Genomic DNA, 23,418 nt, shown 5'->3' with positions numbered 1-23,418 from the left:
GTGACAGGCACAGCAAAGAGGGAGTGAACCATTGCGCTCTTCCGAGACTATTTTTTCAGCGCCATGCCGACGCCCTTGCAGACGAACTTGGTCGAATAGGCCTTCTTGTAATCAAGGTCGGCCGGTTCGACGCCGATCGAGACCATGGACTCGAAGAACTTCTTGTAGCGCTCGTCGGTAATGCAGCCGATGCCCTTGGTTTCGGCGTCGCCGGAAACCACGATGCCGTATTCCTTCATCTTGGCGATGGAATAGGCGATCTGGCCATCCGTCATTTCCGGATTGTCCTTCTTGATCAAGTCGTTGGCGGCTTTGTTGTCACCATAGAGATAAGTGTACCAGCCTTCGAGCGAGGCGTCGACGAAACGCTGCACGACATCCGACTTCTTGTCGATCATCGTCTGCGTGGTGGTGATCATCGTCGAATAGGGGCCGTAACCGGCATCGGCGATCAGGAACACTTTCGGCGTCCAGCCGGCCTGTTTGCCGATCTCATAGGGTTCTGAGGTCAGGTAACCCTGCTGTGCGGAAGCCTTATCGGCGATGAAGGGGGCCGGGTTGAACGTGTAGGGCTTGAACTGCTCGTCCTTGAAGCCTTTGAAGTTCTTCTTCATCCACTCGAAATAGGTGGTGTAGCCTTCCTTGCCCATGAAGATGGTCTTCATCTTGGCGAGATCCGCAAATGTCTCGACACCGGCATCGGGATGGGCGAGCAGAACCTGCGGGTCCTTCTGGAAGATCGAGGCGACGCTGACCAGCGGGATGCCCTGCTTGACGGCATCCATGTCGCCGAGCGGGCCGCCCATGTAGAAATCGACCTTGCCGGCGATCAGAAGTGCGCGGTTGGCGGCATTCGGCCCGCCCTGCACGATCTTCACCTTGAGGCCATGCTTTTCATAGGTGCCATCGGCAGCGGCCTGGTAGAAGCCGCCATGTTCGGCCTGAGCGAGCCAGTTGGTGCCGTATGAGACTTCGTCGAGAGCTGCAGCCGGCTGAGCGGCGAGCGCCATCGCCGAAAGGCCGAGCGCGGCCAGAAAACTCTTCATCATCAATGATTTGGACATGTCGCTTTGTTCCCCTGTTAAACCGTGCGGCATCGTGAGAGCAGCTTATGATCAGCATTTGTACGGTTGCGTTGCTCTTTGAAAAGCATCAAAATTCGTTCACATTGATGCCTTTAGGGCAGCGCTCGAATTTTAACCTGCCAAATTGTGGTGCATGATCAAAAAACATGCAATGAGGGGCTTCGGAGAAAATGCTGCACTCGCGAAAACTTCAATATATCGACGAGATCGCCCGTTGCGGATCGATCCGCAAGGCGGCGGCCCGGCTGAACGTCGCGTCGTCGGCGATCAATCGGCAGATTCTGGCCTTGGAGGAAGAGTTCGGGGCGCCGCTCTTCGAGCGGATGCCGCGCGGGCTGAAGCTGACGGCGGCTGGCGAGCTCTGTATCGAACACATCCGGGACGTATTGAAGACTTATGAACGGATGGAAGCGCGCATTCGCGGTCTCAAGATGCCGCAGGCCGGCAAGGTGACACTCGTTTCGACGGTCGGGCTCGCCGCAGGGCCGCTCCCCGAGATCATAGCCCGCTTCGTCGCGCAGCATCCGCGCGTGCGGGTTCATCTGCGCAATGACGGGCCGTCGAACACGATGCAGCCTGTCATCACCGGGGAGGTGGATTTCGGGCTTGGCTTCAACATCCCGGCGACGCCCGGCATTCGCACGCTCGCCAACTTCGACATACCGATCGGCGTGGTGATGCCGCCGGGCCATCGGCTGGCGGTGGAAGAGGGGCCGGTCGATCTTGCGGATGTCGTGCAGGAGCCGCTTGTGCTTGCACAGTCGGGCACCAGTTTGCGCAACATCATCAACCTCGCGCTATCGCCGCTGTCGGTCGCGGTGGAGCCTCTCGTGGAAAGCAATGCCTCGGAAATGCTGAAGAAGCTGGTCAAGGCGGGCACCGGCCTGACGCTGCTCAATCCCCTCGACGTGTTGTCGGAATGCCGTCGCGGCGAGCTGATCTTCCGGCCGATTGCCAACCCGCACGCGCGCCACCAGCCGATGAAGCTTTTCGCCCGCGCGCGCACCACGCTCGATACGGCGACCAGCCTGTTCGTGGAATTCCTGCTGTCGGAGCTTGCCGCAATGGTCGCCGAATTGCAGGCCAAGGGCCATCTGCCGCCCCAGCCGCATGGCCGGGACGCGCAGCGCGACGAAAGTTAGCGGGAATAGAGTTCGTCTAGCGGGAATGTTTCGAATTCCCGCAGCATCTCGATGAAGCCCGCGACCTGATGGCGGCAGATAGCCGCGCCCTTTTCGGCGGTGCCCTTCGAGGCGTCGCCGACGACGCCGTTGGGGTTCAGGTCGTGCGCCACCCAGGACAGCACGTGCGGCGGGGCCGGCTGCATGTATTTCGAGCGGCTTTCCGCTTTGGAGACGAAGTTCTGCGCGTTCTCCATCCGGACCAGTTCGGGGCGGAAATGCAGCATCAGCGAGGTTTCGACTTCGCCGCCATGGATGCCGTATTTCTGCTCGTGCTCGCTGATCAGGCCCGGCGGGTGCCCGAAGCGTCCCCATTGCGTGCCGATCACGGCCATCTTGTAACGGACGCGCAACTCGCGACCGACGATGCTCATGATATCGACATTGCCGCCATGCGAATTGACGAAAACGAGCTTCTTCACGCCTGCTTCCGCCACCTTGGCGCCGATCGCGGTCCAGGCGGGGATCAGGATTTCCGGCCCGAAGGACAGCGAGCCAGGCCCGTAGACGTGTTCGTTCGCCTTGCCGATTTCCTGGGTCGGCAGAACGAGGAAATCGAGGTCTTCGGGGCGCTGCTTCTTCAATTCGGCCAGCATGCCGTTGGCGATCGCCACGTCTGTTGCGATCGGCAGGTGCGGACCGTGCTGCTCGGTGGAAGCGATCGGCAGGATGGCGATGGTCTTGTCGGGCGAAAGGCCGGCGAAATCGAGTGTGTTGAGTTCGTTCCAGTAAAATGGTTTGGCCATGCTGTCCTGCCTTTCTGCATCTCGTTTTTGAGGGGTAGGAGATCGGGCACACCTCGAAAAGCATCAATTTCCGCCTAGTCTGCTGCCTTTTTGAGTGCGCTGTTTCGAGCCTTCTGTGCCAAGTCGGGAAAAAAGCTGATTTCACTAAAATTGCATCTTTCGGTTTAAGCGGCCCGAAATAGCGTCTGGATAGGATGAAGCCACTCAAGAAACGGCATCCAAGCCATCCGAAGAAACAGGGTGCAGAGCCATGATCAAGAAGCTCATAATCTCCGCAATCGTCCTGACAGTGCTTATTGTCGGCAAGGAATCGCGGGCAGCGGGTGTCGGCGGTTTCGCTCGCGTGCTGTCCGAAAATGTGGCAACCGAACGCCATGAAGGCGCGATGAAAGATAGGTTGCTATCCGGCAATCAGGCGCAGAGCCCGATCCACAAACGTCCTGCGATCATTCCGACCTATCACCACATCTGATCCGGAGCGACTCTCCTCGCTCCCGTCCGTTGCAGCACGACGGACCGGCCCGCCTTCCTTCCATGGGGAGGCGGGTTTTCGCCATTCGGCAATTGCGATGCTTCAGGTTTGCAAAATGATTCCGCAGGCTTCCGGAACGCTTTGTATTTAATTGAATATTTAACGTTCTACGCGAGGTTAGGCGATCTTTCCCGTCCAAAGTCCGGAAAGCCGCCGAACCAGCCAACCCTCGGCGGTTGTTTGAAATAAGGAGTGATGCAGGTGCGGATTTCAATCAAGCATACTTTGATATTGGCTTTTGTTGTCTTGAGCCTCGGCATTTTGGGTCTCGTGGGCAAAATGCTATCCCAAGAGATAGACCGCTACCGAAACTCCACCCGGCTCTCGGAACTGGCACAGCTCGACGAAGCGCTTTTCAATGCGCTGATCGGACTGCGCGGCGAGCGCGGCGGCATATCTTCGGCCATCAAGATGGACCCTGCCGAGGTCGCGTCCAGCCGCAAGAACATGGATACCGGCCGCGAGTCGATGGACAAGGCCTTCTCGGCGGTAAGGACCCTGACCGCCAACATCGAACAGGTGAACCTGCGCAACGCGATCTCTCCCGTCCTCAACGCCTACACGCAGTGGGCGGGTTATCGTGCGACTGTCGACACCGCGCTGATGCAGGCGGTCAAGGATCGCGATCCGGCACTCGGCAAGGCCGTGCTCGGACTTGCCGATACGATGCTGGCCGATCTCGAAAAGGCCGCCAATCAGGTCGAGGCCACCATCAATGCGCGCGGGCCGGGGATGATCATGTTCACCCAGATCCGCTCCCTTGCCTGGACGGCGCGCACGCAGCTCGGCACCGCCAACTCCACCTTCGTCAGTGCCCTAATTGCCAAGCAGCCGCTTGCCGCTGACAAGCTGACGGAAATCGCGGTTCAGGATGCACGCGTGGCAACGGCGTGGGATGTCATTACCCAGCTTTCCAACGCGGAGACGACGCCGGAAAAGATCAAGACGCTCTATCGGACGGCACAAACGACCTATTTCGCCGGACCTTATGCCGAACAGCGCAATGGCGCCCTGAAGGCGTTTCAAGCTGGCAAGCCCTTCGATATGGCGGTCGACGACTGGCGCAAGCCTGCCGCGCCCGCACAGGCTTCGATTGCCGATATGGCCTCCGCCGCGCTCGACGAGATGACGAGGCTGACGGCGGAGGAGGTTGCTTCCGCAAAGCAGTCCATCACCATCTATAGCGTTGCGACCCTCATCGCTTTTGCGCTTTCGCTTCTCGGCATCTACACGGTCATCGTGCGGATCGCCAATCCGATCAGCCGGTTGACGGGTGTAATGCGTACGCTCGCCGGCGGCGACCTTTCCGTCGAAATCCCGGGTGCTGCTCGCACCGACGAGATCGGCGACATGGCACGCGCGGTGGAAATCTTCCGCGAGGCAGGGCAGCAGAACCGCCAGCTCGAGGCGGATGCGGAAAGCTCACGCAAGGCGGCGGAAGCCGAACGCGTCGAATTCCAGCGCAGGGCAGAGTCCGAAGCCGAGGAGCGGCTGACCCAGGCCACCTCGGAACTCGCCTCCGGCCTGCAGCGCCTTGCCGCCGGCGATCTGCTGTGTGAGATCGACAGGCAATTTTCCGCGCAGTTCGAATCCTTGCGTCATGACTTCAACAGCTCGGTCCGCCAGTTGCGCACCGCGCTCGAAGGCGTGAACTTGACCGCCCAGGGTGTTCGCAGCGGCAGCGACGAAATCTCGACTGCTTCCGACCAGCTTTCGAAGCGCACGGAACAGCAGGCCGCATCACTGGAGCAGACAGCGGCGGCATTGGAAGAGGTGACGACCAATGTGAAGCAAACCTCCGAAAGGGCGAGCGAAGCACGGGAAATCGTCCGCGATGCGAGCTCCCGCGCCCAAAACTCCAGCACAGTCGTTTCCAATGCGGTCAATGCGATGCAGAAGATCGAGATGGCGTCGAACCAGATCAGCCAGATCATCGGCGTCATCGACGAGATCGCGTTCCAGACCAACCTGCTTGCCCTTAACGCAGGCGTGGAAGCTGCCCGCGCAGGCGAGGCGGGCAAGGGATTCGCGGTCGTTGCCCAGGAAGTCCGCGAACTGGCGCAGCGCTCGGCCAAGGCCGCCAAGGAGATCAAGACGCTGATCGGCAATTCCGAAGCAGCCGTCAATCAGGGCGTGGTTCTCGTCAATGATACCGGCGACGGTCTCAAGGAGATTGCCAAGCTTGTCGCGGCGGTCAACCAGCATATGGAGGCGATCGCCATCGCGGCAAACGAGCAGGCGTTAGGTCTCTCGGAAATCAACACGTCCGTGAACCACATGGACCAGATGACCCAGCAGAACGCCGCCATGGTCGAAGAAATGAATGCGGCCGGCGCTACTCTGGCGCAGGAAAGCAGCCGCCTTTCCGAACTGCTGGCGCGCTTCGAAGTGAGCCGAAACAACGTGCGCGATCAGCGCTCGTTCGCCCCCGGACGACTGGCGATGGCCAGCTAAGGAGCACCGCGACCAACCGGATCCTGCCTAATGCCTTTGCAGGTGGCGGGATTTCCTCGGTCGAGGATTTGAAAACCGCCGGCTCCTTTGCAAGGGCCGGCGGTTTTCATTTTCAGCAAGACTACCGGTTTATATGAGGTTTTCCCCATTCCGCAATGGCGATGCCGCCGAGCGCCAGCGCCAGCGCGACAACATGGAAGAGCTGCAGGCTCTCGCCGATGATGGCGACCGAGAGCAGAGTGCCGAACACCGGCACGAGATTGATGAACAACCCGGCCCGGTTGGCGCCGATCTCCTCGACGCCCTTGATGTAGAGCACCTGCGCGATCAGCGAGGCGAAGATCCCCGTATAGAGCACCACGACCCATCCTTCCGCATCTGGCCAGATCACGCGATCGGCCGAATATTCCCAGAACACCAGCGGCAGCGAGAAGACCATTGCGAAGAAGGCCGGGACCGCCATCAGCGTTCGCCAGTCGATCTTCGGGCGCCATCTGAGCGCCACCGTGTAGATTGCATAGGCGACGACGGCGATCATCATGATCGCATCGCCGAAGTTGACGGTCAGCGTCACCAGCGCGCTCAAGTCGCCGTGGATGGCGGTGATGATGCCGCCGAGAAGCGTCAGGGTGAAGCCGAGGATTTGCGCCCAGGAGACTTTCATCCGGAACAGGGCGAAGTTGATGACGAAGATCAGCATCGGGATGACCGCCTGCTCGACCGTCACGTTGATCGCCGTCGTGTAGTTGACGGCGGTATAGAGCGCACCGTTGAAGACGACATAGCCGACGACGCCGAGGAACAGGAGAATCGGCAGGTTCTTCCTGACGACCGGCCAGTCCTTGATGAGCTGCGGTACGGAGATGGCGAAGATGATGGCGACGGCGAAAAACCAGCGCCAGAAGGTCAGCATCATCGGGCTCACATGGCCGACGGCGAGCTTGCCCGCTACCGCATTGCCGCCCCAGGCCAGGGTTGCAATGACGAGCGAGAGATAGGCCTTTTTATGCAAGATGGTCTCCGGCGCCGGAAAATGACGGTGGTTTCAGGGGTAACGGCCGGGGAAATAGCGTGCGGTCCACGCTTTTGTCACGTAAAAACCACGGCCGAGTGACAAACAGGTCGCTTTCCGTCTGACGAGGCTTTATAGATGCGGCCGTTTGCAATGCCTCTGAGCAGGTTCCATCCGCCAAAGGCAGTGCATGCAAAATCAAATTGGCGCATCGACCGTATATCAATATTGATCTACGGAAGGTGCGCGTGTGGTCGCGTGGGGCTTTGCCCGCAATACAGGAAACGCAGATGACGAACGTAGTCGTGGTTGGTTCGCAATGGGGTGACGAAGGCAAGGGCAAGATCGTCGATTGGCTTTCTGAACGTGCCGATATCGTGGTGCGTTTCCAGGGCGGTCACAATGCCGGCCATACGCTCGTCATCGATGGCATCAGCTATAAGCTTTCGCTGCTGCCCTCGGGCATCGTTCGTCCCGGCAAGATCGCCGTGATCGGCAACGGCGTCGTCCTTGACCCGCATGCGCTGTTGGCCGAAATCGAAAAGCTGGGCGCGCAGGGCGTCAAGGTCACGCCCGAGAACCTGCGAGTCGCCGATAACGCTACGCTGATTCTGTCGCTGCACCGCGAGCTCGACGGCATGCGCGAAGATGCGGCCTCCAACAGCGGCACCAAGATCGGCACGACCCGCCGCGGCATCGGCCCGGCATATGAAGACAAGGTCGGCCGCCGCGCGATCCGCGTCATGGACCTTGCCGACATGGAGACGCTGCCGGGCAAGGTCGATCGTATCCTCACCCACCATAACGCGTTGCGCCGTGGTCTCGGAGAGAAGGAAGTTTCGCACGAGGCGATCATGCAGGAATTGACCTCGGTCGCCGACCGTGTGCTGCCCTTCCGCGAAACCGTCTGGGAACTGCTCGACAAGCAGCGCCGCAAGGGCGCGCGCATTCTTTTCGAAGGCGCTCAAGGGTCGCTGCTCGATATCGACCACGGTACCTATCCGTTCGTCACCTCGTCGAACACGGTTGCCGGCCAGGCGTCTGCCGGCTCCGGCATGGGGCCGGGCGCGCTCGGTTATATCCTCGGCATCACCAAGGCCTACACGACCCGCGTCGGTGAAGGCCCGTTCCCGACCGAGCTGAAGGACGAGATCGGCCAGTTCCTTGGCGAGAAGGGCCATGAATTCGGCACTGTGACCGGCCGCAAGCGCCGTTGCGGCTGGTTCGACGCAGCGCTCGTGCGCCAGTCAGTTGCCACCAACGGCATCACCGGCATCGCGCTCACCAAGCTCGACGTGCTCGATGGTCTCGACGAGCTGAAGATCTGCGTCGGCTACATGCTCGACGGCGAGCAGATCGACCATCTTCCGGCAAGCCAGGGCGCCCAGGCTCGCGTCGAGCCGATCTATGTCACCCTCGAAGGCTGGAAGGAATCGACGGTCGGGGCACGTTCCTGGGCGGATCTGCCAGCCCAGGCGATCAAATATGTCCGCCAGGTCGAGGAATTGATCGGTGCGCCGGTTGCTCTACTTTCCACCAGCCCGGAGCGGGACGACACCATACTTGTGACCGACCCGTTTGAAGATTAAAGTCAAGAATTGATTACCATTCGGCCGGCCTTCGGGCCGGCTTACATGAGAAAGTGCTGATGGCTGATTTTGTAGCGGTGATCCGCCGCGCCGTTGACGGTCTGGCGAACAATACGCCGGAGATGCGTGCGAAGGTTTATGAAAAGGCTCGTGGCGCCGTGCAGCGGCAACTCGAGAACATGAAGCCGCGTCCGCCTGAAGACATGCTGCGGCGGCAGCTCGACAAGCTCGAAGCCGCCATTGTCGACGTCGAGAGCGAACATGCCGAAGCGCTGGGACCGATAGCAGACGACGCAACTGCCGTGGATGCCCCGCCGGCCGAGGAGGCTCCTCCCGCCGAGCGCGATGCCGCAGGGCTGCCGACGGAGCGGGTTTCCGAGTACCAGGACGACCAGCAGTCCGCTGCCGAACCGGCTGAGGTGCCGGAAAGCTATGAGCCGGCAGAGACGCCGGCCGCATCCGAATCGGCCCCCGTCGTTCGCGCGGAACGGCCCGTCTTTTACGAAGACGGTTATGAAGAACCGGGATCTGCTGTCGTCGATGCCGAGCCCGCCGAGCCGGAGCCGGTCGCGCAGGAGCCGGCCTACGTTGAGCCTCCGGTCTCCGAGCCAGCCGTCCTCCACGAGGAGGAAGAGGCAGCGCCAGTTGCCGATCAGCAGGAGCCTGCCGCCCAGCAATATGGCGATTGGCGGGACGACGTACCGTCGGAAGCGCCGTCATCCGAAACTCACCCTTACGATCATTCCGAACAGGTGCCCGAGCCCTCGCAGGCTTTCGACGAGAGCACGATCGAATTTCCGACGGCGGCACCGCTGCCGGCTTCCGAGCCGGTTGTGCCGGAACCGGTCAATGCCGAATCGGTGGCCGCCGAACCGGTCGATACCGTTGAGAACGATGCCGTCGGGAACGAGACGACCGAGGACGATTTCCCCTATCCGACGCGTGGGGACCAGGCTGTTCAGCAGGGCGCTCCGGAATTCGTGGAGTCATGGCACAGCGAACCGCATCCATTCGAAGATCAGCATCCGGTCGAGGACCGGATGGAGGTCGAGCAGCCAGCCGAGGCTCATCAGCCGCCGGAACCGGCCAAGCCGGTAGACGAGGATTGGGGTTGGGAGGTGCCGGCTCCGGCCGAGCCGCCGGCGCCGAGCCCGCAAACGGTCGCTGCCGCGGCATGGAACGATGTGCCCGAACTGGTCACGGCCGGTCCTGTCGAACCGATCGGCCATGGTCACGGAACCGCAGCCCCGGCCGAGGCCCATTTCGATCCGGAGACCCACGTGGCGGCGGCTTACGTCCGCATGCCGTCGGTCGCCGATCTGCCCGAACTCGCGCAGCAAAAGGGTGCGGCAGCGTCAGCAGGTGGGGACGAGGCTGCCGGGATCGATCCCTTCGCCGAATATCTTGACCAGCAGCAGCCACAGAAGACCACTGCCGCGCCCGCGAAGCCGGTCGAAAACGATCCGTGGGGTGATCTCGAGGAACTGATCGGCTTCAACAAGGACACGTCTTCCTCTTCAGGCGGCGGCGCGCGCAGTACGCTTCACACCGATGCGGATGCGGACGACCTGATGCATGCGCCGGCAAGGCCTTATCGGGTCACGCCGGTGCGCAAGCGCAACTATGCCGGGATCGTGCTGGCGATCGTCGGCCTGGCGCTTGTCGGCGGCGGTGGTTATGCGATCTGGCTGAACCGCGACTCGCTGAACGACATGGTCGATGGCCTGATCCAGTCGAGCCTGCCGGGAAGCCAGACAGCGCAGCAGACGCCGGCGCCTGCGCCCGCCACGCCGCAGCCCAACCGCAGCACTCCTTCGACGCCTTCAACCCCGGTAACGCCATCCCCGAACGGTGCGGCCAATACGCCGGCACCCGCGACGCCCCGCGCTGCGGACGGATCGGCAGCCGGGACCAAATTCACACAGCGGCTGATGGCCGACGGCAGCGAGGCCGATGCTGGACCGGGTGTCACCGCCGGCCTGGCGCAGAATGCCGAAGGGCAGTCGGTAGCCCAGCTCAACGCGCCGCCCGCCAATCCTCCGGCGCAGCCAGCGCCCACTCCGAGTGCGCCGGCCGCGGCTCCGCGGGCTCCGAATGGCAGCGCCAACGCGGCGCCAGCTCAAACGCCGCCGGCAGTGCCCGCGCCGAATAACGTCGCCCCGCCCGCCAGCACCCCGCCGGCAAACCCGGCGGAGGCTCCGGCGCTCGCAGGCCAGAAAATGTTCCTCTACGAGGAGCGGATCGGGCAGACGGCACCGACGGCCATCGACGGCACAGTATCCTGGTCGCTTCAACGCGAAGCCGGTGCGAACGGCCGGCAGGAGCCTGTCGTTCAGGGGCGGATCAACGTGCCGGGCAGGGGCCTGACGGCGCTGATGACCTTCAAGCGCAATAGCGACCCATCGCTGCCGGCAAGCCACCTGATCGAGATCGTCTTCGCCGTGCCGCCGGATTTCGAAGGCGGTGCGATCGAAAGCGTGCAGCGTATCGCCATGAAGTCGAGCGAGCAGGATCGCGGCAATGCGCTGATCGCGGTGCCCGCCAAGATCACCGACGACTTCCACATGATCGCACTCAACGATTTCCCGGACGCACGCTCGACCAATCTGGAACTCCTGCGCAACCGCAACTGGATCGACATTCCGATAGCCTATCGCAATGGGCGCCGTGCGCTGCTGACGCTCCAGAAGGGGCCGGACGGCGAACGCGCTTTCAACGATGCGATTCGCGAATGGGGCACGCTCGGAGCGACCGCCAGCGGACAGTGACCGAGGCACGGCACTTTGAAGCCTAGCGGTGATGATTGACGTACTACGCCGAGCGTAGTACGATTCTTCATGATCAAATCGTGGGTCAATAGTTCAACCCGTCGCTTTGCCGAGGAAGGCAAATCCAAGTTTTCGGGGATGAACGAAGAGGCCTCGATCGAGTTGTTGGCGGCGCTCCACGCAGCCTCGTCCTTGAACGATCTCAGTCCACTGAAATCGGTCGGCCTTCACAAGCTTTCCGGAAATCGCTTAGGGCAGTGGGCAATGACGATCAACGGGCCGTGGCGGATCTGTTTCACGTTCAGGGATGGAGATGACTGGGACGTGGAAATCGTCGACTATCATTAGGAAGGGTATGTAGATGATAGCAGTTCATCCGGGTCGCATTTTGAAGCGCGAACTCACCGCACGCAGCCTGTCGGCCAATCAGCTCGCCCTTTCACTTCGCCTGCCATCTGGCCGCATCACCGACATTCTCAACGCAAAGCGCGGCATCTCGCCCGATACAGCCCTGAGATTGGCACGATATTTTGGAAACAGCGCCCGCTTTTGGCTCGATCTGCAGACCGCATATGAACTCGCTCTTGCGGAACGAGAAAATGGCGAACGGATCGCGGAAGAGGTCAAACCGGCCGAAGCCGCCTGACGTTCCAGCCGGTGTAGCCACCCGCTTTTTGCCAATAGATGCCAAATGGTGATTTTCCTAAACAAGCGTGTGACCGGCCGCCTGCAGCAGCTCTCGGACCTTCGGCTTGTCGGTCGTCTTGATCAGCAGATGGTCGCCGTCGAAGGTGGAGACCACGAAAATGCCGATGCCGTTTTCCGAAAGCGGTTGGATCACCGAGAGCACGATGCCGGTTTCTCCGAACGCGAAGGGCCCCTGCAATTTATAGCAGGTCCAGCTGCCATCCTGTTTGATGTCGGAAGGCACGCGCTCCTCGCGGCAGGCGATCGAAAGTTCGTCGTCGGTGCGGTTGATGCTGACGAAACCGTCGCCGTCGGCCTATGCGGGAATACGGTCGGCAGCTTCAAGCCTGGCAATGGCGTAGCTGCCGGCAAGTTCCCTGAGTGTGATGAGCGGTGCCATCCCTGCTCCTCCCTTTCCAGTTGATGGATGCCAGATAAGGAAAAGGGGCCGCCGAAGCAGCCCCTTTTGTATCGTCAGCGTCGCGTCGGACTACGCGTCCACGACGCGCAGGGCGTTCGCCTGGGCGAGCGCTTCCTTCTGAACCGCTTCCTGCACCTTTTCAAAGGCGCGGACTTCGATCTGGCGGACGCGTTCGCGGCTGATGTCGAATTCGGACGACAGTTCTTCCAGCGTCACCGGGTCGTCGGACAGGCGACGGGCCTCAAAGATGCGGCGTTCGCGCTCGTTCAGCACACTCAGCGCCTTGGCCAGCATGCGGCGACGCGTATCGAGCTCGTCCTGCTCGATCAGCACGGCTTCCTGGCTTTCGTGGTCGTCCACCAGCCAATCCTGCCACTGGCCGGATTCACCTTCGGTGGCGCGGATCGGCGCATTCAGCGAGGCGTCGCCGGATAGGCGGCGGTTCATGGAAACCACCTCCTCCTCGGAGACATTCAGCTTGGTGGCGATTTCGGCCACCTGGTCGGGCTTCAGATCACCTTCGTCGATCGCCTGGATCTTGCCCTTCAACCGGCGCAGGTTGAAGAACAGCCGCTTTTGGTTGGCGGTGGTGCCCATTTTCACGAGCGACCAGGACCGCAGGATATATTCCTGGATCGAGGCCTTGATCCACCACATTGCGTATGTTGCCAGGCGGAAGCCGCGTTCCGGGTCGAACTTCTTGACGGCCTGCATCAGGCCGACATTGCCCTCGGAAACGACTTCGCCGATTGGCAGGCCATAGCCGCGGTAACCCATGGCGATCTTTGCCACGAGACGCAGATGGCTGGTGACCAGCTTGTGGGCCGCATCCCGGTCGGCATGTTCGGCATACCGTTTTGCCAGCATGTATTCCTGCTGCGGTTCCAGCATGGGAAACTTGCGGATTTCGTCGAGATAACGGTTGAGGCCGGCTTCACCGGCAGTAATGGAAGGCAGAGTATTGCGGGCCATAAAGCACCCCTTTCCGATCTATGTATCGGCTCCCTTTTTGATCTAGCTGTGCATGCTGAAGGCGAGCCAAGCGGCGCAGGTCATTTTCGACCCCACACCGACCCAAGTGACAGATAAGTACGGCAGAACAGTGATTCAAGTCATCACAGAAGCGTTATATCATTACAATGTCGTAATATACGGGCGCTCCGATGGACCCGCTAGGAAGCGGGATTCTGGCGTTTCTTTGCTTCACCTATCTCTGCCGGATCAGAGGCATTTGCGTTCCAGATTGTGCGCGTTGCTGCGGCGGTAGCGGCTAATCTCGCCATAAGCCTGGCTGCGTGAGACGCCGATATCTTTCAGCTGGTCATCGGTCAGCTCGAGCAGCGCCAGCCGGTTCCGGTGCCGGCGGAATGTTCTGACGATGCCGGCGACCAAGCGGCGCAGGAGCGATGGTTTGGTCGGCGCAACGTCCGCTGCGGGCGGTTGGTGCTCCGCTGCGGGCGACAGTTCCAAGACAAGGTGATAGCGTTCCGATGCGCGGTCGAAGACCGCCCGGTTCTCGTTTTTCATGATCTTTCTCCAGAAGGGGGTGGCCGATGCGCGGCCGGTGTTTGAGAGGCGGGCGGCTGGCGCCCGCCTCGATGTCGGTCGTTTACGTGTTGGCTGCCGTTTACTTGTTAGCTGCCTGGGCCGTGCGGGTCGCAGCTTCCGCTTCCTGCAGTGCTTCGGCGCATTCCTCGCAGCAGACCTCGACCGTCTTGCCGCCGATCTTCACCGCAATCCGCGTCGAATCGAGTTCGCAGTCGCAGGCGGCGCAGGTATTCTCTTTCATGATGGCATCTCCCGATGTTGACCTTACGGGAAGAAGAAAAGCACTTTAGGCCGCTCTTGCGCTGTCAGAATCTTTAGCGACTTTGCGCCGTGTTATCTCAGGCCCGCAAAACGCTGGAATTCTGCCGGCGTCCGACTGTAGGCCTGCCGGAAAGCCGAGGAGAAATGGCTGTGGCTCGAAAAGCCAAGGTCCAGCCCGAGCTCCGTCAGGTCGTCATAGGTGCCGAGCAGGTCGAGTGCGCGGGCGAGCCGAAGACGCAGCTGATAACGGTAGAGCGGCGTGCCCTCCACCTGCTGGAAAACCTGGGTCAGGTAAACTGGCGAGACGCCGGCCTCCCGGGCGATCTCGGCAAGCGTCCAGCGGCGGGCGAGATCGGAGGAGAGAGCGAGCTTGGCGCGATCCACCAACTTCTGGCGGCCGGCGCTGGCGGTCGCGGCGCGGGCGGTGCGCACGCCGACGGAGCGACGCACCAGCGTCATGGCCAGCGTTTCGGCCTCCAGCGTCTCGGCGGCGCCACGCATCAGGCTGTGGCGCAGCAGCGCCACCAGCGCCTGGGCTCGCTCGTCGATCCTGAGCCGCTGCATGTTGAAAACGATGCGCGATCCCTTCGGATTGCGGTGCTCAGCCGGGACCAGTTCCTCCAGCATCGCCTCGGGCACGTCCATGCTGAGGCAGGAATCGCCGCCTTCGACCGGATGGCTGATCTGGTAGGCCTCGTCGCAGTTGAAGAACAGCACCTGGTTGGCCTCGGCGACGGTGTCGTCGCGGCCAACATGGCGCATGAACACGCCGCGATAGGGGAAGACGAGGCTGGTTGCATGCGAGCATTCCTCGCCGCTCCGGTGCCTGCATTCACCGCTGCACACGACGTCGCGGACCTTGATCAGGTCAGTATCGAGGAGCTTTGTGACGGCGAGCTGGCTCATGGAGGACCTTGGGATACCTCGTGGATGTCGTCAGGTATATACTCTCCGGCAGCCCGTCAGACCACCCGTTTCATGCCTTCAGCGCCTCGATAAGTTCAGCCATGTCGTCCGGCATCGGTGCTTCGAATTCCATCACCTCGCCGGTGCGGGGGTGTTCGAAGGCGAGCAGAAAGGCGTGCAGCGCCTGACGTGGAAAGCGGTTGACGACACTCTTGGCGAAATCCGGCAGCAGGTTGGCCTTGGTCTTGAAGCCGGCGGAATAATCCTGGTCGCCGATCAACGGGTGGCCGATATGGGCCATGTGCACGCGTATCTGATGGGTGCGGCCGGTTTCCAGCCGGCATTCGATCAACGCGGCGAGTGCGGTTGCATCCGGCTTCTCGTGGAACCGTTCGATCACCTGGTAATGGGTGATGGCCTCGCGGGCGTCGCTTGCGTCTTCCTTCTGCACGGCGCGCTTGGTGCGGTCTCCGGCGCGTCCGAGCGGTGCGTCGATCGTGCCTTTCAGCCCACGGGGACGGCCCCAGACGACGGCTTGGTAGGCGCGCTCCAGCGGTCCGGAACGGCCGTGGTCGGCGAACTGGTCGGCAAGGTGGCGATGGGCGATATCGTTCTTGGCGGCGACCATCACGCCGCTCGTGTCCTTGTCGAGCCGGTGGACGATGCCAGGGCGCTTGACGCCGCCGATGCCCGAGAGGCTTGCACCGCAATGATGGATCAGCGCATTGACGAGCGTGCCGGTCCAGTTGCCAGCGCCCGGATGGACGACGAGGCCGGCGGGCTTGGCGATGACGATCAGGTCGGCATCCTCGTAGAGCACTTCGAGCGGGATATCCTCGCCCTTGGGCTCCGGGTCTTCCGGTTCGGGAAGATCAATCTCGACGGTGTCGCCGGCATTGATCTTCTTCTTCGGCTCGAGAATGGGCTTGCCGTTCAGGCTGACGGCGCCCTGTTCGATCAGCGCCTTGATGCGGTTTCGCGAAAACTCGCCTTCCAGCACGGATGCCAGCCAGGCGTCGAGCCGTCCGTTGGCCTCATCGGAGGCGGTGAGGACTTTCCTTGGGCGCCCGGCTTCTTTAAAGGGATCGTTCATTCAATCATTCCGATAGCAATCGACAGCATTCGACAAGAAACAAGGACGCCCTCATGCCCCAACCCGAGATCGAGGAAAAGGAAGAGCCGCTTGATCCGGCGATGGAGAGAATCCGCCGGAAAATGGTGCTTCTGATACTCGTTTCGGGCGGGATCTTATTCGTCTGCTTTATGGCGGTCCTTGGCGCCATTGTCTACAAGGTCGCGCAGCGGCCTGCCAAGCCAGAGACGATCGCCTCGACGGGCGGGTTCTCGGTGCCGTCCGGCCAGCCGCTTGCTGCCACCGCGGAACTGCCTGCCGGCTTCGTCGTGCAGGGCGTGTCGCTCTCCGGCAGCCAGATCCTGTTCTACGGCCTGCTGACCGGCGACCAGAAGGTCTTCATCTACGATATCGCCGCCGGCCGCATCGTCGCCGATGTGACGGTGGCCGTTCCGCAATAATGGCGCCGGTTAGCATCGAGGACGCGGACGACCCGCGGATCGCCGAATTCCGGTCGATCCGTGAACGGGACCTGACCGGACGGGAAGGGCGGTTCATCGCCGAGGGCACGGTGGTACTCAGGATGCTCGCCGCCGCGCATGGTTCGGGCGGCGATTTTCTGACCGAGAAGATCCTGCTGCTCGAAAACCGGGTTGCGGGGCTTTCCGAGATCCTTGAAGGTTTTCCGGCAGATATTCCGGTCTATGTGGCGTCCGCCGCGGTGCTTGATCAGATCGCCGGTTTCCACCTGCATCGCGGTGTGCTGGCGCTTGGCCGCCGCCGGCAGGAGAGGGGCGCTTCCGAACTGATTGCCAGGCTGCCGGAGAAGGCGTTGGTAGTCGCTGCCTTCGGCATCTCCAATCACGATAATATCGGCTCCATCTTCCGCAATGCTGCAGCTTTCGGCGCCGATGCGGTGCTGCTCGATGAGAGTTGCTGCGATCCGCTCTACCGCAAGGCGCTGCGGGTCTCGGTGGGATCTGTGCTTTCGGTGCCCTATACGCGGCACGGCACGATGTCCGATATCCTGGCTGTGCTGATGGCGAACGGTTTTGCCGTTTGGGGACTTTCTCCGACGGGCTTCGTGGAAATTCGCGAGGTGCCTGCGTCGGACCGGATGGTGCTGATCACTGGCACGGAGGGCGAGGGGCTGCCGGCAGAGGTGCTTACCCGCATCCGATCGGCGCGCATCGCCCAGGCGCCAGGCCTCGACAGTCTCAATGCGGCGACGGCGACCGGGATCGCGCTCTACGAGATCGCCATGGCCCAAGGTAGATTATAGAAGTCTCAGGTGTTTGCGTCCTGGGCGGTGGCCAGCGTCTTCTTCGACTTCGCCGCCAGACTTTCCCGGTTGCCGTTTCCGGATTTGCCGGAGAGGATCTTGTGGATCGGTGAGGACGAACCTTCGGACGCCGCCGTCATCGCCACCATGCTGGCGGCGATCGCGGCGAGCTCCTGGCGAATCGCTTCGTCGCTGCCGCTGTCGTTCTGCAGGGGTTCGGAGAGCGCCATTGCCCTGCTGCGGGCATCCTCAGCCATCCTGGCCACGACGGGATCGACATCGGGTTGTCCGGAAATCCGGGCTTGTCTCGGAGGCGGGGCGTGCGGAATTTCGCGCAGGTTGATGTCCTCCGGAGTAATCTTCTTCTTCGGCCCTGCCTTTATCACCGGGCGAACGACGGCCGAATCGCGAAGGGCGCGACTGGAATCCCGCGCTTCGGCATTGGCGCCTTTCAGCTTGTCCCGCAACCGGCCGATCTCTGCAAGCCGACGCTCCAGCGTCGTCTCCCTGTCGGCACGGTCGGCAATTTCCTTGGCAAGCTTGTCCTCTAGTCGCTGGACGCGATGCTCTTCCTGGGTGAGCCGGGCCTCGGCGTCCTTGGCGCGGGAGGTTTGCAGCCGGACGTCGTTGCGCAACGTGTCTCGTTCGTCGCGCAAGGCGGTGATCCGGAATTTCAGGTTCTCCACCTCGGTGTCGCGGGTGGAAAGGTCGATCCGGAAATTGTCGGCTTCGGCTATCATCAAAAGCTGGCGCTGCTGCAGCTTCTCGATCTCCTGGTCCTTGGCGGTGACGGTTTGCTCGGCGGTTTCGAGCGCCGCCTTCAACTGCTGGATATAGCTGTCTTCCTGGCGCAGGCGCGAACGGGCGTCGGCGGCCTCGACATCCATGGTGTCGATCTGGGTGCGCAGGTCGGTGATTTCGGACAGCAGCTGCCTGGTTTCCTCGGCAAGGCTTTCGCTCCTGATCTGCAGCGCGACCGCCTTGTCTCTTTCCTGGACGAGTTCCTGCTTGGTGCGCGCATTCTCGGCCGCATAGACGGCGCGGGCCATGTCCCGCTGAGCGCGGACTTCCTGTGGACTGATCGGCAGCGTCGCCTTGATGCGGTTTTCGGTGTAGCGCACGATGCGATTGTGGACCGCCGGGGCAATCAGCATCACTGCAAGTGCGGCGCTCAGGAAACCCAAGCCGAACAGAAGAGCAAACTGGATCACGATGCGGCCGTTTCGCGGTCTGGATGGAAATGCGCAGGCTGTTTAAGCATGGCCGCATTCAACCGGCAAGCGCCCTTCAGGCAGAAGGCGGGATTACGGGTCGCCGCGGCGAAAAACATCAAATCCCCTCCGGTGTCCGGGGAGGACAATGGCAGATTTCAGAAAGGGTTCCAGGTCGGCGACTGCGTCAGCTTCAGATAACCGACGTTGATGCCGAGGCGAGCGCCGAGGCCGGTGCGAATCGGTACCAAGATCACATTGTTGTTGCGCAGCACCGTCATGCCGACGCCGGCGACCACGAAGGCAGAGCCGGACACGCCGCCGAAGCGCGCATAAAGGCTGTTGACCGAGGGAAGGTCATAGACGAGCATCATCGCTCGTGTGCCTTGGCCGCCGTAATCGATGCCGAGCGAGGGCCCTTGCCAGAACACCGGGTGCTGGCCGGCATTCTTGGTGTAGAGTTCGCCTTCGCCATAGGTCAGGCCGGCGATGAAGGCGCCCGACCCTTCCTGGCCTAGGATATAGCCGTTCGGCAGGCCGTATTGCGAAAAGGCCTTCTCGACGACCTTGGCAAGCCCGCCGCTGGTGGAGCCGAAGAAGCCGTGGCCGGCATCGACGATTTCCTGGGCAGAATATTGGTTGGCGCCTTGCTGGGCGGATGCCGGGCCTGCGAAGACCGCGATCACGGCAAACACCGTCGCTGCGAAACGTGCGAGGGCCGAAGGGGTGTGGATGCGCATTGTCAGATCCATGATTGTATCATCCAGGGGCATGCCTTTTGCATCATGCTTAAGGCCCAGCCATTTTGAGGCCATGATCTTAACAATCGGTTTACCAAATATGGTGTCATTATGACCAGGAACATTGCTTCATCCTCGCGCAACCTTCAGATGGCAAGGCGAACGCGGGAGGAGCATTTCCCAAACAGGAGACCTACATGCCGAAGAATCCGAATCTTACCCTTGCCGGGCCAGATCTCGCGGCACTTCTGTGCAGCCGTGTCTGCCATGACGTGATCTCCCCGGTCGGCGCGATCAACAACGGCCTTGAGCTTCTCGACGAAGGTGCCGCCGACGGCGACGCGCTCGACCTCATCCGCACCTCGGCCCTCAACGCCTCTGTGCGCCTCAAGTTTGCCCGCCTCGCATTCGGCGCTTCCGGCTCGGTCGGCGCCTCGATCGACACCGGCGAGGCCGAAAAGGCCGCCAAGGATTTCGCGATCGCCGAAAAGAAGACCGAGGTCACCTGGAACGGCCCGCGGGCTATCATCGCAAAGAACCGGGTCAAGCTGCTCCTCAACCTCTTCCTCGTCGCCTATGCGGGCATTCCTCGCGGCGGTTCGATGGACGTGACGCTGGAAAATCCGGAATACGACGCGAAATTCATCCTCACCATCAAGGGACGGATGATGCGCGTGCCGGCCAAGTTCGTCGAAATTGCCAGCGGCACGCTTGAAGAGCCGATCGATGCCCATTCGATCCAGCCCTATTACACGGTACTGCTCGCGGAAGAGTCCGGCATGGAGCTGAGGCACGTGGTTTCGGAGGACAAGATTGTCTTCATCGCCGAAACTGTGGCTGCCTGAGACGATCTCCGGTTGATTGGTGCCCAAGGGTAACCATTCATTAGTGCCATCCTCCTAATGATAGACGCCTGGAACCAGAGCGGGTTCAGCGTCAGGGGGACACGATGCAGCGTTTAATGATCGCCGACGGATCGGACATCGTACGGACGGTCGGCAAGCGGATCCTGTCGGAACTGGGCTTTCTCGTCGTCGAGGCCGACACCGCGCGCGAGGCGGTGACGCGCTGCAATGCCGAGCTTCCCAATTTCCTGATCGTCGACGCTGGCCTGGAAGGCGCGCTCGAACTCATCGGCACCATCCGGGCGATGCCGAACGGCAAGAGCATCCGCATCTTCTATTGCGTCATAGAGGCGGACCTGAAGAAGATGATGGCCGGCAAGCGCGCCGGTGCAGACGATTTCCTGCTGAAGCCTTTCGATCGCAAGATCCTAACGTCGGTCTTCTCGGCCCTGGCACAGGCGGCCTGATCCACAAGCCGATACATCCGTTCGACCCAGGGCAGCCCGGCATGACCGCTTCTCGTTGCTGCCCGCATTCGTTTCAAAATTCCGCAAGCAGGCTCAAAATAAAACGCCCGCCGGGCAAGCCAGGCGGGCGTTTCAAAAGGGGATTTCAAGGCAGCTCAGGCGGTTTCGGCGTATTCCGCCTCTGGTTCACGCAGCACGTAGCCGCGGCCCCAGACGGTTTCGATGTAATTTGCGCCGCCGGCGGCATTGGCAAGCTTCTTGCGCAGCTTGCAGATGAAAACGTCGATGATCTTCAGTTCCGGCTCGTCCATACCGCCGTAAAGGTGGTTCAGGAACATTTCCTTGGTGAGCGTGGTACCCTTGCGGAGCGAAAGGAGCTCCAGCATCTGGTATTCCTTGCCCGTCAGGTGAACGCGCTGGCCGCCGACTTCGACGGTCTTGGCGTCGAGATTGACGATCAGTTCGCCGGTGATGATGATCGACTGTGCATGACCCTTGGAACGGCGGACGATCGCGTGGATGCGAGCGACCAGTTCATCCTTATGGAAGGGCTTGGTCATATAGTCATCGGCGCCGAAACCGAGACCACGGACCTTGTCTTCGATACCGGCCATGCCGGACAGGATGAGGATCGGTGTTTTGACCTTCGAAAGCCTCAGAGTGCGAAGCACTTCGTAGCCCGACATGTCGGGCAGGTTGAGGTCGAGGAGAATGATATCATAGTCGTAAAGCTTGCCGAGATCGACACCTTCCTCACCGAGGTCGGTCGTATAGACGTTAAAGCTTTCCGATTTCAGCATCAGCTCGATGCTCTGGGCAGTCGCGCTGTCATCTTCGATGAGTAGAACCCGCATATTTTTCCCCTTTACCGCCGCGTAAGGTATCTTTGCCCCCTTACTCGATACGGATCCAGACTGAGCCTGATTTGGAAGCTGCCACTAAATGGTTAACAAATTATGATTCAACCTGGCAAGGTTCATGATTTCGTTAAGCAAAATTAGTAGCAACCTGATTTCCCTTTAAGATTGGTCATCACCAAGACTGAATCAGCGGATGAGGAAATTCCGCTAAGTGATTCATTCGACTCATACATTGTCGCGGCCAATTTAGGCCCTGGCATTTACCGACCCTTAAACGATCCGGTTTATCATTAATGATGCCCGTAAACGAAAGGTTAACGCGAAGCTTAATTTATTAACGTCGCGGGAATTTTTTGATCCGGAGTGTACCAATCCGGATACACGGGCCTGGGTCTCGCTATCCACGGAGTATTGCGTATGAAGTCGCGTGACAGCCTGGTTCGCCTGAAAAGTTTTCAGGTCACCGAAAAGCGTCGTCAACTGCAGCAATTGCAGATGATGATGGCCGAATTCGAGAGAATGTCTAAAGAGCTCGAGCATCAGATCACTCTGGAAGAGAAGAAATCCGGGATTACCGACCGGAATCACTTCGCTTATCCGACCTTCGCAAAGGCAGCCCGCCAGCGCGCAGACAATCTTCATGTCTCGATTCGCGAGCTGAAGGTCCAGGAAGAAAGTGCCGAACTGGCGCTTGAGGAAGCAGAAGCAGAATTTGCCAAAGCTTCGGCGCTCGAAGAGCGCGATGGCGGAATGCGCGCCCGGGCTTAACAAAGTCGGGCGGCATCAACGACGGAAATGTCATAATCTGGGGCGGTGCCGCGGTGCCGGGCCCCATTTCCGTTTTTAATTTTCGTTAACGCCCATGATTCGGGCTCGGCCTCTTCCGTTAGCGAAGAATATCCTGCCACTCGGGGTGGCGTTCCACCTGGGCCTTGAAGAACGGGCAAAGCGGAATGATCTTCCAGCCGCCCTTGCGGGCTTCTTCGACCGCATGCAATGCCAGCACCTGGCCGACTCCTTTGCCGCGAAGCTCGTCGGGAACGCCGGTATGATCGACGATGATGAGCTCCGGCGATGCGCGCGAATAGGTCATTTCCGCATAGTGGCCTTCGACCTCGGCCACGTAACGGCCGCCCGATCGCGTCTCTTCGAGGGTGATATTCATGATTATCCCGCTTTTGTCCGTTCGTCGATGGTGTAATACGGGGAGGGCCGGAGGGAAATAGCTTAAACGGCCTCCCAAGGGTGACACATCGTCAACGGAGAAAGCGATGAACTGGCTGCGGCCGCTTCTTCTCGCGCTGGCCACGATCTTCCTGGCTCTTGGGCTTTTCCTGCCGATCATCCGATTCGAGCGGCTCTATTTCTTCACCGAGACTCCGTCTCTGGTGGAACTCGTCGCGGCGCTGTTCCGGGAGGGAGATGTGGCACTGTCGATGGTGGTCGGGCTGTTTTCGATCGTTTTTCCGATCGTCAAGCTGGTCGGGCTGACGGTGCAACTGTCCGGACGGGCGGCGGATGCGGGATTTTTCCGCCGCGCGATGCCGCATCTTTCGAAATGGTCGATGATGGACGTGATGCTGGTGGCGATCGTCGTCTTCGCCGCGAAGAGCAGCGGCCTGGCTGTTGCGGTCTCGCAGCCAGGCCTCTGGTTCTACGCCGCCTCGGCCATCATCGCCGGGCTGTTGCCGTCACTGTCCCGGATCGGATCGGGGCAGAACTGACCGATTTTTAGAAACCGAAAGGTGCCG

Annotated in this window: 25 protein-coding genes and 1 pseudogene; 13 read left to right on the top strand and 13 right to left on the bottom strand. The window is 60.9% G+C overall.

Translation table 11 applies throughout. The features are described from left to right. Window positions 1-47 precede the first annotated feature (47 nt). Window positions 48-1,064: an ABC transporter substrate-binding protein gene (locus RG540_RS14080; protein WP_038589017.1), complete on the bottom strand. Its 1,017-nt coding sequence runs from the start codon at window positions 1,062-1,064 to the stop codon at window positions 48-50. A gap of 191 nt (window positions 1,065-1,255) precedes the next feature. Here RG540_RS14080 and RG540_RS14075 point away from each other — a divergent pair, with 191 nt between their 5' ends. Continuing rightward, the gene (locus tag RG540_RS14075) at window positions 1,256-2,227 is read left to right on the top strand and encodes a LysR family transcriptional regulator (RefSeq protein WP_038589014.1); all 972 of its coding nucleotides are present in this window, start codon (window positions 1,256-1,258) and stop codon (window positions 2,225-2,227) included. Here RG540_RS14075 and RG540_RS14070 read toward each other — a convergent pair. Next, window positions 2,224-3,012, bottom strand: coding sequence for a creatininase family protein (locus RG540_RS14070; protein WP_038589012.1), 789 nt, complete (start codon window positions 3,010-3,012; stop codon window positions 2,224-2,226). The two genes, RG540_RS14075 and RG540_RS14070, sit on opposite strands and share 4 nt — an antisense overlap. 250 nt (window positions 3,013-3,262) lie before the next feature. Here RG540_RS14070 and RG540_RS14065 point away from each other — a divergent pair, with 250 nt between their 5' ends. Together RG540_RS14065 and RG540_RS14060 are read left to right on the top strand one after the other, a co-directional pair. Beyond that, the gene (locus tag RG540_RS14065) at window positions 3,263-3,484 is read left to right on the top strand and encodes a hypothetical protein (RefSeq protein ID WP_038589009.1); all 222 of its coding nucleotides are present in this window, start codon (window positions 3,263-3,265) and stop codon (window positions 3,482-3,484) included. A gap of 339 nt (window positions 3,485-3,823) precedes the next feature. After that, a complete protein-coding gene (locus RG540_RS14060) occupies window positions 3,824-5,998 on the top strand; it encodes a methyl-accepting chemotaxis protein (RefSeq protein ID WP_080725029.1) in 2,175 nt (724 codons plus the stop codon). A gap of 121 nt (window positions 5,999-6,119) precedes the next feature. Here the strand turns inward: RG540_RS14060 and RG540_RS14055 are convergent, their stop codons facing one another. Continuing rightward, complete coding sequence (locus tag RG540_RS14055) at window positions 6,120-7,010, bottom strand: DMT family transporter (protein WP_038589007.1); 891 nt, start codon at window positions 7,008-7,010, stop codon at window positions 6,120-6,122. Between the two features lie 290 nt (window positions 7,011-7,300). On the opposite strand from RG540_RS14055, the gene RG540_RS14050 reads away from it, so the two are divergent. The 4 genes from RG540_RS14050 to RG540_RS14035 all read left to right on the top strand — a co-directional run bounded on the left by RG540_RS14050 (window position 7,301) and on the right by RG540_RS14035 (window position 12,013). Continuing rightward, on the top strand, window positions 7,301-8,599 hold the full coding sequence (locus RG540_RS14050) for an adenylosuccinate synthase (protein ID WP_038589004.1): 1,299 nt from the start codon (window positions 7,301-7,303) through the stop codon (window positions 8,597-8,599). A 59-nt stretch (window positions 8,600-8,658) separates the two neighbouring features. Next, entirely contained in the window at window positions 8,659-11,367 is a 2,709-nt protein-coding gene (locus tag RG540_RS33475; protein WP_038589002.1) for a hypothetical protein, read from the top strand. Between the two features lie 69 nt (window positions 11,368-11,436). Further along, complete coding sequence (locus tag RG540_RS14040) at window positions 11,437-11,715, top strand: type II toxin-antitoxin system RelE/ParE family toxin (RefSeq protein ID WP_038588998.1); 279 nt, start codon at window positions 11,437-11,439, stop codon at window positions 11,713-11,715. Window positions 11,716-11,728: 13 nt separating this feature from the next. Next, a complete protein-coding gene (locus tag RG540_RS14035) occupies window positions 11,729-12,013 on the top strand; it encodes a HigA family addiction module antitoxin (RefSeq protein WP_038588996.1) in 285 nt (94 codons plus the stop codon). A 57-nt stretch (window positions 12,014-12,070) separates the two neighbouring features. Here the strand turns inward: RG540_RS14035 and RG540_RS14030 are convergent. The 6 genes and pseudogenes from RG540_RS14030 to RG540_RS14010 form a co-directional block, all read right to left on the bottom strand. Next, a pseudogene (locus tag RG540_RS14030) lies at window positions 12,071-12,454 on the bottom strand (ACT domain-containing protein). 90 nt (window positions 12,455-12,544) lie between these two features. Beyond that, a complete protein-coding gene (rpoH, locus tag RG540_RS14025; protein ID WP_038588993.1) occupies window positions 12,545-13,447 on the bottom strand; it encodes an RNA polymerase sigma factor RpoH in 903 nt (300 codons plus the stop codon). Window positions 13,448-13,696: 249 nt separating this feature from the next. Beyond that, window positions 13,697-14,002 carry a DUF1127 domain-containing protein gene (locus tag RG540_RS33525; RefSeq protein ID WP_038588991.1) on the bottom strand — a complete coding sequence of 102 codons (306 nt, stop codon included), beginning with the start codon at window positions 14,000-14,002 and terminating at the stop codon, window positions 13,697-13,699. A 100-nt stretch (window positions 14,003-14,102) separates the two neighbouring features. After that, complete coding sequence (locus tag RG540_RS32855; protein WP_167551674.1) at window positions 14,103-14,264, bottom strand: hypothetical protein; 162 nt, start codon at window positions 14,262-14,264, stop codon at window positions 14,103-14,105. Window positions 14,265-14,356: 92 nt separating this feature from the next. Next, window positions 14,357-15,190: a helix-turn-helix domain-containing protein gene (locus RG540_RS14015; protein ID WP_038588988.1), complete on the bottom strand. Its 834-nt coding sequence runs from the start codon at window positions 15,188-15,190 to the stop codon at window positions 14,357-14,359. 70 nt (window positions 15,191-15,260) lie between these two features. Next, entirely contained in the window at window positions 15,261-16,283 is a 1,023-nt protein-coding gene (locus RG540_RS14010; RefSeq protein ID WP_038588985.1) for an RluA family pseudouridine synthase, read from the bottom strand. Between the two features lie 53 nt (window positions 16,284-16,336). Between RG540_RS14010 and RG540_RS14005 the strand changes: the two genes are divergently transcribed. Continuing rightward, window positions 16,337-16,723: a hypothetical protein gene (locus RG540_RS14005; protein ID WP_038588983.1), complete on the top strand. Its 387-nt coding sequence runs from the start codon at window positions 16,337-16,339 to the stop codon at window positions 16,721-16,723. Beyond that, on the top strand, window positions 16,723-17,544 hold the full coding sequence (locus RG540_RS14000) for a TrmH family RNA methyltransferase (protein ID WP_038588979.1): 822 nt from the start codon (window positions 16,723-16,725) through the stop codon (window positions 17,542-17,544). Before RG540_RS14005 ends, RG540_RS14000 begins: the two co-directional genes overlap by 1 nt. 5 nt (window positions 17,545-17,549) lie before the next feature. On the opposite strand, the gene RG540_RS13995 is transcribed toward RG540_RS14000, so the two are convergent. Then, entirely contained in the window at window positions 17,550-18,755 is a 1,206-nt protein-coding gene (locus tag RG540_RS13995) for a coiled-coil domain-containing protein (protein WP_038588976.1), read from the bottom strand. Between the two features lie 158 nt (window positions 18,756-18,913). Continuing rightward, entirely contained in the window at window positions 18,914-19,507 is a 594-nt protein-coding gene (locus RG540_RS13990) for a DUF1134 domain-containing protein (protein WP_151043662.1), read from the bottom strand. 185 nt (window positions 19,508-19,692) lie between these two features. Between RG540_RS13990 and chpT the strand changes: the two genes are divergently transcribed. Together chpT and RG540_RS13980 are read left to right on the top strand one after the other, a co-directional pair. Beyond that, a complete protein-coding gene (gene chpT, locus RG540_RS13985; RefSeq protein ID WP_038544625.1) occupies window positions 19,693-20,340 on the top strand; it encodes a histidine phosphotransferase ChpT in 648 nt (215 codons plus the stop codon). Between the two features lie 104 nt (window positions 20,341-20,444). Next, entirely contained in the window at window positions 20,445-20,807 is a 363-nt protein-coding gene (locus RG540_RS13980; protein WP_038588974.1) for a response regulator, read from the top strand. Window positions 20,808-20,962: 155 nt separating this feature from the next. Here RG540_RS13980 and ctrA read toward each other — a convergent pair whose 3' ends face one another. Then, on the bottom strand, window positions 20,963-21,661 hold the full coding sequence (ctrA, locus tag RG540_RS13975; protein ID WP_038544621.1) for a response regulator transcription factor CtrA: 699 nt from the start codon (window positions 21,659-21,661) through the stop codon (window positions 20,963-20,965). A gap of 423 nt (window positions 21,662-22,084) precedes the next feature. Between ctrA and RG540_RS13970 the strand changes: the two genes are divergently transcribed. Next, a complete protein-coding gene (locus tag RG540_RS13970; RefSeq protein ID WP_038588971.1) occupies window positions 22,085-22,435 on the top strand; it encodes a hypothetical protein in 351 nt (116 codons plus the stop codon). Between the two features lie 118 nt (window positions 22,436-22,553). Here the strand turns inward: RG540_RS13970 and RG540_RS13965 are convergent, their stop codons facing one another. Continuing rightward, window positions 22,554-22,832, bottom strand: a complete 279-nt coding sequence (locus tag RG540_RS13965) for a GNAT family N-acetyltransferase (RefSeq protein WP_038588968.1) — start codon at window positions 22,830-22,832, stop codon at window positions 22,554-22,556. Window positions 22,833-22,938: 106 nt separating this feature from the next. Here RG540_RS13965 and RG540_RS13960 point away from each other — a divergent pair, with 106 nt between their 5' ends. Further along, entirely contained in the window at window positions 22,939-23,391 is a 453-nt protein-coding gene (locus RG540_RS13960) for a paraquat-inducible protein A (RefSeq protein WP_038588966.1), read from the top strand. Window positions 23,392-23,418 lie beyond the last annotated feature (27 nt).

Origin of the sequence: Neorhizobium galegae bv. orientalis str. HAMBI 540 (assembly GCF_000731315.1) — a bacterium.
Taxonomy (GTDB): domain Bacteria; phylum Pseudomonadota; class Alphaproteobacteria; order Rhizobiales; family Rhizobiaceae; genus Neorhizobium; species Neorhizobium galegae.
Note: the sequence above shows the minus strand (reverse complement) of the source record. Positions and strands in the feature narration are given on the sequence as shown.